The sequence below is a fragment of the Pararcticibacter amylolyticus genome, assembly GCF_003130405.1.
GTDB classification, from domain to species: Bacteria; Bacteroidota; Bacteroidia; order Sphingobacteriales; family Sphingobacteriaceae; genus Arcticibacter; species Arcticibacter amylolyticus.
Genome location: NZ_QEAS01000013.1, coordinates 82,220 through 97,280, shown reverse-complemented (window position 1 = coordinate 97,280; position 15,061 = coordinate 82,220). Strand labels below are relative to the sequence as shown.

The 15,061-nt window shown below is 43.1% G+C and carries 10 protein-coding genes; all 10 read left to right on the top strand.

The features are described from left to right. The first annotated feature begins 231 nt into the window (after window positions 1-231). A complete protein-coding gene (locus DDR33_RS16140) occupies window positions 232-1,587 on the top strand; it encodes a Gfo/Idh/MocA family protein (protein ID WP_109416842.1) in 1,356 nt (451 codons plus the stop codon). A 23-nt stretch (window positions 1,588-1,610) separates the two neighbouring features. Next, window positions 1,611-2,819 carry a Gfo/Idh/MocA family protein gene (locus DDR33_RS16135; protein ID WP_109416841.1) on the top strand — a complete coding sequence of 403 codons (1,209 nt, stop codon included), beginning with the start codon at window positions 1,611-1,613 and terminating at the stop codon, window positions 2,817-2,819. 1 nt (window position 2,820) lies between these two features. Then, window positions 2,821-4,209, top strand: coding sequence for a 3-keto-disaccharide hydrolase (locus tag DDR33_RS16130; protein ID WP_394341116.1), 1,389 nt, complete (start codon window positions 2,821-2,823; stop codon window positions 4,207-4,209). A gap of 83 nt (window positions 4,210-4,292) precedes the next feature. Continuing rightward, window positions 4,293-5,351 carry a DUF6807 domain-containing protein gene (locus tag DDR33_RS16125; RefSeq protein WP_109416840.1) on the top strand — a complete coding sequence of 353 codons (1,059 nt, stop codon included), beginning with the start codon at window positions 4,293-4,295 and terminating at the stop codon, window positions 5,349-5,351. Window positions 5,352-5,548: 197 nt separating this feature from the next. Beyond that, a complete protein-coding gene (locus tag DDR33_RS16120) occupies window positions 5,549-6,130 on the top strand; it encodes an RNA polymerase sigma-70 factor (protein ID WP_109416839.1) in 582 nt (193 codons plus the stop codon). Between the two features lie 190 nt (window positions 6,131-6,320). Further along, window positions 6,321-7,475, top strand: a complete 1,155-nt coding sequence (locus tag DDR33_RS16115; RefSeq protein WP_109416838.1) for a FecR family protein — start codon at window positions 6,321-6,323, stop codon at window positions 7,473-7,475. A 354-nt stretch (window positions 7,476-7,829) separates the two neighbouring features. Next, entirely contained in the window at window positions 7,830-11,204 is a 3,375-nt protein-coding gene (locus tag DDR33_RS16110) for a SusC/RagA family TonB-linked outer membrane protein (protein WP_238387827.1), read from the top strand. A gap of 9 nt (window positions 11,205-11,213) precedes the next feature. Then, a complete protein-coding gene (locus DDR33_RS16105; protein ID WP_109416836.1) occupies window positions 11,214-12,701 on the top strand; it encodes a RagB/SusD family nutrient uptake outer membrane protein in 1,488 nt (495 codons plus the stop codon). 28 nt (window positions 12,702-12,729) lie between these two features. Beyond that, a complete protein-coding gene (locus DDR33_RS16100; protein ID WP_109416835.1) occupies window positions 12,730-13,587 on the top strand; it encodes a DUF4843 domain-containing protein in 858 nt (285 codons plus the stop codon). A gap of 28 nt (window positions 13,588-13,615) precedes the next feature. Next, entirely contained in the window at window positions 13,616-15,055 is a 1,440-nt protein-coding gene (locus DDR33_RS16095; RefSeq protein WP_158280772.1) for a PKD-like family lipoprotein, read from the top strand. Window positions 15,056-15,061 lie beyond the last annotated feature (6 nt).

The window sequence follows — 15,061 nt, the reverse complement described above, 5'->3', positions numbered from 1 at the left end:
CGGATAACTTCGTCCCTGAAACTCTTTGTTCTAAACTTTCCACTTTGAACTTTCTGCTTTTACCTCTAAACCCGAAATCGTTTCCGTAAAAAATATACAGTCATTTATTGATGCCTTTATTTTTTTTTCTCAATTTGAGCCCCGTAAACCAATAAGCTATATGAGAATCAGATTGTTATAGTTGTTTTGAGCCTTGTATAGACAACATTCAGTTATAAACACACACGTTCAATGGAAACACGCAGAGATTTTATTCGGAAGTCAGCTATCGCGATGGCTGGAACTTATTTGGGGACAAAGGGTTTGAGTGCAAAGAGCTATGGCAGGATTTTAGGAGCCAATGACCGGGTAAGAGTAGGGGTGATCGGTTTTTCTGACCGCTTTAAAGACACCCTGTTACCAAGCTTTTTAAAACATTCTCAGGAAACGAACTTTGATATAGTTGCCGTATCCGACCTTTGGTCGCTCAGAAGGAATCTCGGGGTCAGTTATCTGAAGGAAAAATTTGCTCATGATGTCACTGCCTGCCGGAACAATGAAGAATTGTATAATCTGAAGGATATTGACGCCGTCATCATCAGCACAGCAGATTTTCAGCATGCCCTTCATACAATAGAGGCGGTTAAGGCGGGATGTGATGCCTATGTCGAAAAACCTTTTGCTGAGACAATGGAAGATAACAGAGCCGCCTTTAAGGCAGTAAAGGCTTCGGGAAAGATCGTTCAGATCGGATCGCAGAGAAGAAGCGGCGCCAACTATCACACAGCATGCGAATTTATACAGAGTGGAAAATTCGGCCCTATCACGGCCGTTGACCTGGTGTGGAATGTAAACCAGCCGGGAAGATGGAGAAGGCCCGATCTGGTAGCTCAGCTTCAGGAAAAAGATACCGATTGGAAACGCTTTCTCCTCAACAGGCCATTTGAAGCATGGGATCCGCGGAAATATCTGGAGTATCGCCTGTTTTGGCCATATTCTTCGGGAATGCCTGGTCAGTGGATGTCGCATCAGATCGATACCGTCCATTGGTTCAGCGGACTGGCACATCCGAGAAGTGTAGTAGCAAACGGTGGGGTTTACACATGGAAAGATGGAAGAAAGAACTGGGATACCACTACTGCCGTTTTTGATTACGGAAAAGCAGATGATCCTGAATCCGGGTTCCAGGTAGTGTTTACCTCCCGCATGCAGAATGAGAGCGGCGGTGTAGGAGAGGTGTATTACTCAAACGGTGGAGAATTAAACTTAATTACCAATAAAATATCTCCCAGAGGTGGGTTGAAAGAAAGAGAGGCGGCTGCCATGAATATGAAGTCTAACCTTCTCCCGGTTGTCGATCTTTCAATTAATGAAGGCCAGGTTGTTACATCTGCCAGTACCGGGACGGATCACCTTACCTCTGCCCATATGCGGAACTGGATGGAGTGTGTCAGAAGCAGGAAGCAACCCAACGCCCCTGTCGAAGCAGGCTATAATCATTCTGTTGCTACTATTATGACCAATGCTGCTGTCAGGATGGGGGGAAAAGCTGTTTTTGATGAGAAGAAGCAGGAAGTGATGGTTAACGGGAAGGTTTTTAAATATTAAGCCTTCTATATATAAATTCTAAAATGATCAGAAGAACATTTATTAAGCAGGCGGGCGTTTTTGCCGGAGGCCTCTTGTTACATAGTCAGATGGCTGAAGCTTTTGCTTCCAGAGGGGATGGTGAAAGCATCAATATCGGTATTATCGGTTGCGGTGATCGCGGTAAAGGGATTGTTCATACCTTAAAAGAGCTCAATACTAAGTATAACGTGACCGCCCTGTGTGATCCTCTGGATTTCAGGCTGAACGAAACATTAAAAGAGGCAAAGCCCGCCGTTCCGGCTGTGTATAAGGATTACCGGGCGTTGCTGGATGATAAAAATTTAGCAGCGGTTGTAATAGCGGTTCCGCTCAACCTGCATTTCCAGATTGCATCAGATGCTTTAAAGGCAGGCAAGCATGTCTATCTGGAGAAGACAATGACATTCAACACCGCCCAGGCAATCGATTTGGTTGCCCTTACAAAGAAATATCCCAAACTGACCCTCCAGGTGGGACATCAGTACCGGTATACACCGCTTTATTACCGGGTAAAACAAATTATCGACGACGGATATCTGGGGAAAGTTACCCAGATAGACTGCCGGTGGGACCGTAACTGGAGCTGGAGAAGAACAGTTCCAAACCCCTCCCTTGAACGGAAGATAAACTGGAGAATGTACAAAGAGTATTCAGGCGGCCTTCCCGCTGAACTGCTGTCGCACCAGATGGATTTTATAAACTGGGTGTTCAACACCAATCCCGATCAGGTGATGGGCTCCGGGGGAATTGACTTTTATAAAGACGGCAGAGAGACGTTTGACAACGTACAGGCCATACTGCGGTATTCGAAAGCGGGGATGATCGGTAACTTCGGAGCCACCTGCGCCAATGCGCACGACGGCTATATGTTCAGGCTGAAAGGAAGCAAGGGAATGATTTCCCTCCTGGTGAACGAAGGATTTTATTACCCCGAGCAGGAAACAAGAAAGGAGCTTGAACTTGTGGATGGTGTTACCGGGGCGACAAAAATACAGCTGAGTACCGATGGCGGGATCCCGCTGTTAAAAGAACCGGCAAAAGACGGTACATGGTATGCATTCAATGATTTTTACAAGAGCATTCAGGAAAACTCCCTGCCCGCATCTAATGTGCTGACAGGAGCTAAAACAGCCATATGTGTAGATATGGTAAACCAGGCTACTTACCAAAACTCAATTCAGGCATGGAAATCATCTTATAATCTTTCATAAAATGAACACACTTAAAAAACAGATCTGTGCTGTCTTAAGCGCTTTCTTTATATGCGTTGGGATGCTGAACGTGCAGGCACAAAATACTGAAAAGGGCTGGGTTAATCTGTTTGACGGAAAAACCCTGAATGGCTGGAAGCGCCTGGCAGGAGAAGCAACCTACAAGGTGGAAGATGGAGCCATTGTCGGCACCACCGTCATGAATTCTGGCAATACATTTTTAGTTACTGAGAAAGAGTACGGCGACTTTATCCTGGAACTCGACGCTAAACTGGAGAGCAACTTAAGTAATTCAGGAATTCAAACCAGGAGTCACTTTGACCCCGCTGCTAATAAAGGAAAAGGGAAGGTCTTCGGCCGCCAGATGGAATTCGATCCTTCTGAACGCGATTGGAGCGGAGGGGTGTATGATGAGGGCAGGCGCGACTGGTTATACCCGATGTCTCTTAATGAAAAAGGAAAGGGAGCTTTTAAAACGGGAGAATACAATCATATCCGGATAGAATGTATCGGTAATGAAATGAGAACCTGGATCAACGGCAAGCCTTGTGCCTATGTGGTCGATACCCTGGACCCCAAAGGTTTTATCGGTCTTCAGGTACATGGCATTAATAAGGAAGAACAGGCCGGGAAAAGGGTGTACTTTAAGAATATCAGGATCAGAACCTCCGGTTTGATACCTAAAATATTTCCCTCGGGCATCTATGTCGTCAATACACGGCCTAATACCCTTACCGATTACGAGAAAAGGAACGGGTGGAAACTGTTGTTCGACGGGAAAACAACCACCGGCTGGGTTGGTGCATATAAACCCACATTCCCTCAAAAGGGTTGGAAGATACAGGATGGGATCCTTTCCGTATTGTCGTCGGATGGAAAGGAATCAGAGAATGGCGGGGATATTGTAACAAAAGAACAGTTCAGCGCTTTTGATCTTTCTTTTGAATTCCGGCTGACGCCGGGCGCGAACAGCGGGGTAAAGTATTTCGTCACCCTTTCTGAGAATAATAAAGGGTCGGCCATAGGCCTGGAGTACCAGGTGCTCGACGACGAACGGCACCCGGATGCAAAACTTGGAAGAGATGGTAACCGCACACTCGCCTCTCTTTACGATCTGATCAAAGCGGATAAGCAAGCCCGCTTTACCCGGCCAATAGGCGAGTGGAACAGGGGCAGGGTAGTCGTTTATCCTGATAACCGGGTAGAGCACTACCTGAATGGTGTAAAGGTGATCGAATACAAAAGAGGCTCTGAAGAATTCAGGAAACTGGTTGCGATCAGTAAATACAAAGACTGGAAGAACTTTGGTGAAGCCGAAAAGGGGCATATCCTGCTCCAGGATCACGGAGATAACGTCAGCTTCAGAAGTATAAAAATTAAGGCTCTTTAAAGGCTTTCCTGATAAAAAATCCAGTAGAGCGATTGTGGATATCATTCACAATCGCTCTACTGTCACTAAATAACACATTCCAAATGAAAAACTTGTTTTATGCCGCTCTGCTGGCAACTGCTGCATACAGCATGAACGCCGGAGCTCAGAATCTGTCCATAGAAAACCCCAAAGCAGTAAAGATTCTTTCCAACGAAAAGGAGAAGCGCATTGATATATTGATTGGTGGCCAGCCCTTCACTTCTTATATCTGGCCCGACAATATAAAAAAGCCTGTCCTGTATCCAGTCCTGACGGCTGCCGGTAATCCTGTTACCAGGGGATGGCCTCTGCAACCGCGTCCGGGAGAACGGGTTGATCATCCCCATCATATTGGAGTATGGTTTAACTTTGGCGATGTGAACGGATACGACTTCTGGAACAATTCTGACCAGGCAGCAAGAGATCATAAAGGTCCGTTTGGCACTATCCGTCATAAAAAGGTGAACAAGATTGTCAGTGGAAAGGACAAGGGTGAGCTCGACGTGACCATGGAGTGGTTCCCCGGTGAAAAAAAGGCTGTTCTCAGGGAAAATACAAAGTTTATCTTCAGCGGGAATGATAGCATCCGGATCATCGACCGGATTACAACACTGACAGCCTTAGATGAGAAGGTGGATTTTAAGGATAATAAAGAAGGCTTGATCGCTTTAAGGGTAGCCAGGGAACTGGAGCATCCCTCCAATAAACCGGAGAAGTTCACCGATGCCCAGGGAAATGTTACCAATGTTCCGGTACTGAACAATGAAGGAGTTACAGGCCACTATATAAGCAGTGAAGGCAGGGAAGGAGACAGCGTATGGGGAACACGTGCCAAGTGGGTGATCTTAAACGGGAATATTAAGGGCGAGCCGGTTGCGGTGATGATCCTGGATCATCCGCAAAATCCGGGCTACCCGGCCTACTGGCACGCGAGAGGATATGGTTTATTCGGAGCTAATTCTTTAGGACAGAATGCTATGAGCGGCGGCAAAGAAACGCTGAACTTTAGCCTTGACGCCGGTAAATCAGTCACGTTTAAATACCGCATCCTGGTGTCGTCGGCTAAACAGCTTTCTGCTGAAGATGCCTCTTCATTGTTTAAAAAGTTTACAGGCAATTAGCCGCCTTTCAGCCATTATTTCTATGTGGAGAGGCAGCGCCGGCTCTCAGGCAATATTTATAATGTTGCCTGAGATGGTTGTCTCTTTTTGCAGATATGTTAATGTTTCTGAAGTTTTTTTTGATTTATAAGTATTTTTAATATCAGTTGTTATGTAATTGTTATCAAAATTATCTAACTTAGGGTTGCTTTTGTGTTATGGCCGGAGAAATAGTAGATATTGCAGATGATAAAACTCTCCTTCGTCGGATGAAGGCTGGCGACAGGTCGGCTTTTAAGGAGATATACGACAAATATTGGTCTAAATTATATATCTACGGTTATAATATTCTCCGTGAAAGGCAAAGTTGTGAAGACGCAGTTCAGGAGATCATGGTCGACCTTTGGATGAAGAGGGAGGTGCTGCAGATAGAATCTTTGTCATCCTATCTCCTCGCAGCCACAAGATATCAGGTGCTGAAAGTGATCCGGTCAGGTAAGGTAAGAAGTGAGTTTTTTATCCAGGCAGCTGCGATCACCGAAGAATATAACGGCGAACAGCTTATTCACGGCCGGGATATCAGTTCATTAGTAGATAATCACATTTCGCAGTTACCCGATAAGTGCCGGGAAATTTTCACTTTGAGCAGAAAACAGCAATTGTCGAACCGGGAGATTGCTGAGAAACTCGGAATAGCTCCAAAAACCGTAGAAAATCAGATTACAATAGCCATCAGGCGGCTCAGATCGTCTCTCGGAGATGTTTTACTGGCTATTTTTGTTTTGCTTCACTGGTTTTGATAATTTCTTCTTCCTTTTTATAATCCAGGACCTCTCTTTTCATTGTTTGTGTTTGTTGTATAGGTCACATTCTCTCTTCTTGTATTGAATGTTCAGTGTTTTTACCTTTTTGTTAAATAAATAATAAATTTTTAGAATTTCTTTTGGGGGCAGGCAGTCTATTTAGGGTACTTACAATCAAATCCCCCGTATGGAAAAGGAGAAATTCGAGAAAATAATTGCAAAATGTGTTAACGGAACTGCTTCTGCTGAGGAGCAGGCGCTCGTAGCAAACTATCTGGATACATTTCAGCAAGGCAATGAAAGCTGGGATTCCGGAGAAATGGGAGATAAAGACCTTATCGGAGAGCAACTTTATCAACGTACCCAGGACGAAATTACAGCACGGGAAGAAAAGAACCGCGTATTCAAGCTGCGCTGGTTGTCTGCAGCGGCAATTTTTGTAGCACTTCTCTCCGGCGGATATTTTGCACTCAGGAATAATAAGCCCGAGCTGACAGCTCAAAAATTTAAGAACGACGTTCTGCCTGGCAGCACTAAGGCCACATTGACATTAGCCGATGGAAGGCAGATAACCCTTGATGAGGAAAAAGAAGGAGCGCTCACCCGGGAGGGGAATGTAGTGGTAAGAAAAACAAGGGACGGGCAGTTGATTTACGATATGTCGGGGGTGGCCGGATCGTCGAAAGGCAAATCACAGACAGCTTACAACATCATCTCTACGCCCAGCGGAGGGAAGTATATGCTCATCCTGGAAGATGGCACGAAAGTTTGGATGAATTCCGCTTCGTCGCTGAAATTTCCGGTTGCATTTACCGGCTATACCCGGAATGTTGAATTAACAGGCGAAGCCTATTTTGAAGTAGCAAGGAACCGCAACAAGCCATTCTTTGTAAAGGGGAGGGGATTGGATATAAAGGTATTGGGTACCAGCTTTAATCTCAATTCCTATGCAAGCGAACCGGCAGCGATTGCTACATTGATAGAAGGTTCCGTAGAAGTGTCGGGTGCCGGGAAGAAAGTGCTGTTGAAGCCGGGGAACCAGGCCGGGGTTTCCGGTTCTGGCATCAGCCTGGTTCCGCATGCCGATCTGGAAGAAGCGACCGCCTGGAAAAACGGATACTTTCAGTTCAGGGATGCCAGGCTCAGTGAAATTATGAGACAGCTGGCCCGCTGGTATGATGTTACCGTTGAATACGACAGAAACCTACCTGATGAAGAATATACCGGAGTGATCTCCCAGTCTGTGAAAATTTCAAAAGTTCTGGAAATGCTGGAACAGGGGGGAGGGGTTGAGTTCAGGATTGATGGCAGAAAGATCACCGTATTATCAACAGAAAAATAGAATCATTAATTTCTCACCAGGCAAATATGAAGATAAACAGTACGTAACACACCATTTGTAGGGTTCAACGAATAATAACCTGCTCCGGATTGCGCCCCGGAGCAGGAGAATGTTATCCGGTCTCCAGGAAAGGCTTTGGATAACGCGTTCAGGTTAACCCCTTTAAATTATTACCAATTCGTTTCACTTAATCAGCATTAACCCAAACAAAGCAAAAGTATGAAACATGCTTTACTTTACCAATGCAGATACCTCAGTATCTGCCTGAAAATCTTTACGCTGCCTTACAGGCAACATTCAGGAACGTTATTTTCCCAATTAGTACGGATTATGAAGATTACGGGGATTATAATAATGGCAGCCTGTCTCCATGTCAGTGCCGCCCTTTATTCTCAGAAGGTCACCCTTAATGAACGGAACAGTAAATTGTCGGAAGTGTTTGTCCGCTTGCGTGAGCAGACAGGCTATAATTTCGTTTACAATAACAAATTGCTGAAGAAAGCTGCTCCCGTGACGGTGAGAACGGCCAACGAACAGCTCGAAGAAGCGCTGAGAGAAATCTTTAAGGATCAGCCATTGACATTTTCGATCATTGAAAAGACGATAGTAGTAAAGGAAAAGGAAAGGACATTGCTGGAGTCTGTTGGTGCAGCTATGAAAGAATCGGTTCAGGCACTCCTTCCTGACGGTCCTGTAAGAGGAACGGTTACGGATGAGAATGGCGACCCATTACCCGGGGTAACCGTTATTTTGCAAGTGCCGAATGCCGCGGCAAAGAGCGTGGCGAGTAGTGCCGATGGAAAGTATATGTTCAGTGCTGTGCCTTCCGGTTCTGTTTTAATCTTCAATATGATCGGATTTAAGCGGCAGGAAATCCAGGTGTCAGGCAGAACAGTGATCAACGTGAAACTTAACCCAGATGTAAAAGAGCTTCAAAACGTGGTTGTTACAGGTTATCAAAGCATTAAAAAAGATACATATACGGGGAATGCCATTGTGGTAAAAGGCGAAGATCTCAAAAGGAATAATCCGCAGAATGTTCTGAAGGCGATTCAATCCTTTGACCCTTCGTTTAAATTGCTTGAGAACAACCTGGCAGGAGCTGACCCCAATGCCTTGCCAAAGATCAATGTGCGTGGTGCTACTGCACTGCCGTCTATTACCGACGACATTCTGGACCGTAATAATCTATCGAGCAGCTACAATCTGCCTGCTTTTATTCTTGATGGTTTTGAAGTCTCCTTGCAGAAGGTTGTTGATTTGGATATTAATCGTATAGAGTCAGTTACGCTTTTGAAGGACGGTGCCGCTACTGCTGTATACGGCTCGCGTGCCGCAAATGGCGTGATGGTTATTACAACAAAAGCTCCTGTTCCAGGCAAACTTCAGCTGAATTATAATTATGAGTTGACATTTAACGGGCCTGACTTGTCTGATTATCATGTACTGAATGCAAAAGACAAAATAGCCTATGAGCAGCTGGCGGGTTTATATAAAACCGGCGGGGAAAGTGGTAATACGACACAAGAACAACTGGAAGCGCAGTTATTTACCCGGCTAAGGAACGTGGCCAGCGGAGTTAATACATATTGGCTATCCCAGCCTCTTCGGAATGCCTATCAGCAGAAGCATTCAGCCTATGTACAAGGAGGCGATAAATCATTTAGATATGGAATTGATCTTAGGTATCAGACACAGCCCGGCGTTATGAAAGGGTCTGAAAATAACCGCTATAGCGGAGGTGTTAATTTTACCTATACTCCAGGTAGAAATCTTCTTTTAAAGAATGAGGTCACGATTACGCAGGTAGATAAAGCCAGTTCTCCCTATGGGGATTTTTCTACTTATGTAAGAGCCAATCCATATTTTCCTATCAGAGATAGTTCGGGTGCTTTGGTGCAGGAACTGGCCCGATGGTCGGTGAATCGGGGATACACCGACGAGACTTACGGTCAGTACTACGATGTTGTAGTATTTAACCCTCTTTACGACGCAAGTCTGAGCAGTTTTGATAAATCGGCTTATACTGAAATTATCAATGCCTTTTCTGCGGATTATCGGCTCTCGAACAGTTTTCGTATCAAAGGATTGGTTAGTTTAAATAAGAATACATTGACCGCCGATCAGTATATCTCACCCTATAACAGCAGATACTATTTTACAGCCGCTGATAAGCTGAACAACCGTGGGGACTATAAATACCAGAATGATGGAAGGTTTGGTATTGATGGGAATGTCACACTGAATTACAATAGGCAAATTGGAGTGCACTCTCTTAACTTTGTTTTAGGGGCCAATATATTATCTTCCAGAAGTGACCTGAAAGTTGTCGAGGCTCAGGGGTTCTCAAATGATGAGATGACCAATATTAGTTTTGCCCGGATCTACAAGGAAGATTCTCATCCCCAAGGTAGTGTTCTTAAGTCAAGAACTGCCGGTGCTTTCTTCTCTGGCAACTATGCTTTTAAAGACAAGTATCTGATGGATGCGTCTATGAGGATAGATGGGTCATCCTCATTTGGATCTGACAAACGTTTTGCTCCTTTTTGGTCTTTGGGGCTGGGCTGGAACATACACAGGGAATCATTCATGCAAAATCTGCCCTTCATTAGCCAGTTAAGGCTAAAAGGTAGTATAGCAACGGTAGGATCGGTGAGCTTTCAGCCTTTCCAGGCCAGGTCGCTTTATGAATATAACACCTCAAATTGGTATTCAACAGGGATTGGTGCAACTATCAAAGGCTATGGAAATACAAATCTGGAATGGCAAAAGACAAAAACGACAGATGGAGGCGTAGATCTTGGACTTTTCAAAGATCGCGTGGTTATCTCCCCCAGATATTATTATAAATTAACTCAGGGATTGATCACTGATATTAATATAGCCCCTTCAACAGGTTTTGCGACATATAAAGATAACCTGGGAGATATGTCAAACAGAGGTTATGAATTATATCTTCAGGCAAACGTGCTTCGAACTAGAGACTTTAATGTCAACCTGAACGGAAACCTTTCGCACAACACGAATAAGATAGTTAAGATCTCAAATTCGTTGAAGGATTTTAATAACACTATTGATAATTTTCAGACTAACAGAGATAATGGTGCTTTTACAACACCGCTGTTGAGATACTTGGAAGGGCAGTCGCTCTATACAATTTATGCTGTAAAATCTTTAGGTATAGATCCTCAAAATGGAAGAGAAATACTCGTAAAAAAAGATGGTTCACTGACATATGACTGGGATGTTAAAGATATTCAGCCTGTGGGAAACACTACTCCAGATGCTGAAGGGTTCTTTGGCAGCAGTATTACCTACAAAGGTTTTCTTGTTAGCTTCAGTTTTCACTACCGTTTTGGCGGGGAAGCCTTTAATCAAACTCTTATTGACAGGGTTGAAAATGCTGACCCCCGTTTTAATGTTGATAGCAGAGTATTGTCGGACAGATGGGTTAAGCCAGGCGACCATACATTTTTTAAGAATATCGCTGATTTGAATGATACGTATGTTTCGTCACGTTTTGTTCAGAAAGACAATCTTCTGGAATTACAATCAGTATATCTGTCGTATGATTTCAAACGGGAATGGATAAAGAAGGCCCGTCTTCAAAATCTCAGAGCTGCGATCACTGCTAATGATATATTCAGATCATCCAGTATTGAAATTGAAAGAGGGATTAACTATCCATTTGCAAGAAGTTTCACATTTTCATTACAAGCCGCGTTTTAGAAGAGAATCATGAAAAAGCTTATAATTTATATTATCCCGCTGTTGTTATTAACCTCATGCGAGAAGTTCCTTGACGTACAGCCTGAATCCGATACTGCTAAGGAACAGTTGTTTAGTACAGAAGAAGGTTTTAAAGAAGCGTTGAATGGTGTTTATACTTATTGCTCAAGTATTGATCTTTATGGCGGAAACCTTACTTTCAGTAATCTGGACATCATGGCTCAGAATTACACATTCACAGATGTGAATTATATGAAAGTTGCTTCTTTTAAATATAATGATAATATTCTGAAAGACAAGAATAGCTCTATCTGGAGATTTGCATATAAAGCCGTTGGAAACTGTAACGAAATTCTTTCAGCCATTGATCAGAAGAAAGACCTGTTTCGTGATAAAAACTATGCAATTATCAAAGGTGAGGCTTTAGCTCTCAGAGCTTATCTTCATTTTGATTTACTCCGCATGTTTGCCCCATCATATAAGAATAATCCGAATGCTTTGGCAATTCCTTATGTGACGAAAGTGGGAATAACGAGTACCCCATTTTCTTCTGTTAATGAAATCATGGAACGAGTGATTGCTGATCTGACAGAAGCGAGAACACTATTAAGCGATTCTGACCCGATCCTTTCCTCCAGCTATATTGTCGGATATCCTAACAAAGTTTATCCGGATAATTTTACAGGGAAGAAGCAAACAGAGGCCAATAATGCATCTTTATTTCTACAAAACAGGCGGCATAGATTAAATTATTACTCTGTATGTGGTGAATTAGCTCGGGTTTATTTATACAAAGGAGACTATGTCAACTGCTTGTTGTATGCGAAGACGGTAATTGATTCAGGTAAATTCCCGTTTGCATTGAAAGAGGATGTTTACAATACCAATAATGAAAGACGTGATAAAATCTTTTATCCCGAACTTATATCGGGATGGTATGTGCCGAAGCTCTCTATTGATATGCTGGTAAGTCTTTTTTCAAAACCAATAGATGCCGACTATCAACCAACATACGATCAGTTGAATGATATTTACGAGTTGAATACAATTGGAGGAGAAGACTGGCGTTATCAACAGTGGTTTCAGAAGGTAGTGGACGTTACTCCTAAACGTGCCTATTTGATTAAATATACAAGTAATTCTTCGCCTTTGATAAATCTGCATCCTGTTATGGCTCCTGCAATTAGGTTATCGGAGATGTACTACATAGCTGCAGAGGCTACTTTCGATTCAGATCCGGCAAAAGGTGTTGAATATTTAAATGCTGTGCGATCTCATAGAGGAATTATTGATCAACTTTCTGCCAATATCAGCAAAGGACAGTTTATGGATGCTTTAGTAAAGGAATGCCGTAAGGAGTTTTATGGAGAAAGCCAGATTTTCTTTATGCATAAGCGACTTAACAGGGAAATTATATCAACCAATCAGATATATCCTGCTTCAAACAGCATTTTTGTTTACCCGGTGCCTACTGATGAGCTGGCCTATAACAATTGATGAAGTGGTAAATTAAACTGGTAAGATCATGAAAGCGAATACATTATATATTTTTCTTCTGGGAGTTTTCCTGTTTGTTTTTGGGTGCCGGAAGAATGACGAACTTCTTTATAATTCAAAAGATAATATTTATCTAAACTACAGAGACAAGGACGGAAACTTGGATACAACGTCACTTACTTACTCTTTTGCCGAACATCCATCACTTTCTCTGGATACTCTGTGGGTCCCTGTAATTATTTCAGGAAAAACGTATCCTGTAGATCGTCATTTTGTTGTAACAGTAGTCGATTCATCAACTACTGCAGTAAAAGGTTTGCATTATGAAGCTCTCGCTCCTTTTTATATCATGCCGGCAGATTCTGGCACAATACACATTCCTGTCGTAATTAAGAATATAGATCCGGAACTAGGATCAAAATCAGTAAAACTCACTATTCGCCTTGCCGGCAGCGACGATTTTGACCCGAACCTCCCTGTGCCTGTCAGATCCAAGTCGTATATTTATTCTAACAGGCTGGAGAAGCCAATCTGGTGGGCATGGTGGGGACAATTAGGTGAGTACAGCCGCGTTAAGCATCAGCTTTTTCTGATTTCTTCTGGTACAACAGCGTTGTCGAACCCTGGGTTGCCTAATGCTTACCTTCAGATCCCCAGGAATTTGTATTATATTGATAATACCAGAATGCTTCTTAACGACGCGTTCACCTGGGTGACCAGGCATCCAGAAAAAGGCTATGTGCTTACGAAAAGAGATGACGAATCAGGGGATTACGATTTCTACAATACTTCATCTCCGGATAAGAAGTTTTATCTAAAGTATTACGTGCAGTTAGGAAAATACTTCTTTGTTGATGAAAATGGTAATCAGCTTATTATTTATTAAAGTCTCACAATTATTGAACTGTAAGATCATGAAATTCAAAATACTGCTAATCCTGGCAATCTCTCTTACGTTATACTCCTCATGTAAGAAGGATCTGGGTAATTATGTTTATTCACCTCCTTCAGAGCCAGTTGTTTCGGGATTAAAGGATATCACATTTCCCGCGTTGATTGGCGATTCCTTAATAATCAAGCCGGAAGTTACACTTGCTGATGCCAATCCTGTGGAAGATCTGGACTTTGAATGGCAAATCACTGTGCAGGAAGAATTACGCGCTGCTGTGTATAAAGGTTATCCTTTGAAAACGATTTATAATCTCGGGCCTGGAGAACGCAGAGCGGTACTTGTTCTGACAGATAAGCGAAACGGATTAATTTATAAGTATAACTTTAAAATAGTAGGTACAACTCAATTTTCTGATGGTGATCTTGTTTTAAGTGATGATAACGGTGTGGCTAAGCTCTCTTATGTCAAGCCGGATAATAGTGTCATGTCGGATATCTATCACGCTTTGAATAATAAATCTTTACCCCACCAACCTGTACAGCTTTATTATTCGAAGCCACTTCCTTATCAACCAAATACCAAAGAAGAATACTGGGTACTCTGTAACGATCCGGAGGGAAGCGGTGTTATTCTGGATGCTAGTTCTTTGCTACGCAGGAATGATTTTAATAGTCAGTTCTTTTCACCCCCTGTAACAGTGACACCCGGATACCTGGAACCGTTTCTTGGACCGGTACAAATGGGAACAGTGCCAACAGGTGTGATTAACGGGAAACTTTATGTAGGGATACAATCAACTGCGCCCTTTGCTGATGACTACGGGAAATTTGCAAATGAGCAAGCTGGTAACTACACTATGTCGAAGTACTTTACCCATGGTAGTTCATTTTATATCGGATTTGATTTGGCCGCAAAAGCGTTTATCACTTTCGGTGGAGATGGTACTTATGCAGGGACCTCCTATCCTCTTGCTCCGGAAAGTGCTGGTTTTGACCCCAAAAATGTGGGGATGAGTAACCTGATTTTTATGAAACCGGCAGAGGGTGGTAGCTCTTACGCGTTTTTCAAGGCTGATGACGGAAATATTTATGAGTTGAGTTTTAGCTTTCCATTCTCTCCGACCGATAGAAATTTTAAAGCATTGGGGAAGAGAGTGTTCAAGGGCTCCTCTCTTGTCAATACAGACACAAAGTGGGTGCGTACAAGCTTAAATGTTTTCTATTTTTCATCTAATGACAAGATATATCGCTATAATCCCATTAATGAAGACCTGAGAGTTCTTACTCCAGATCTTGCAGGCAAAAAGGTGACCATGATGAAAATTAGTGCCAACGACAACACTTTGACGGTAGGAGTAAGCGGGGCTGTTTATACCTTGGATGTAAGCGTTGGAAAGACCGGAAATATCCTGAATACAGTAACTGGTATACCGGGAAATCCTGTTGATATGGTTATAAAATAGGGTAGT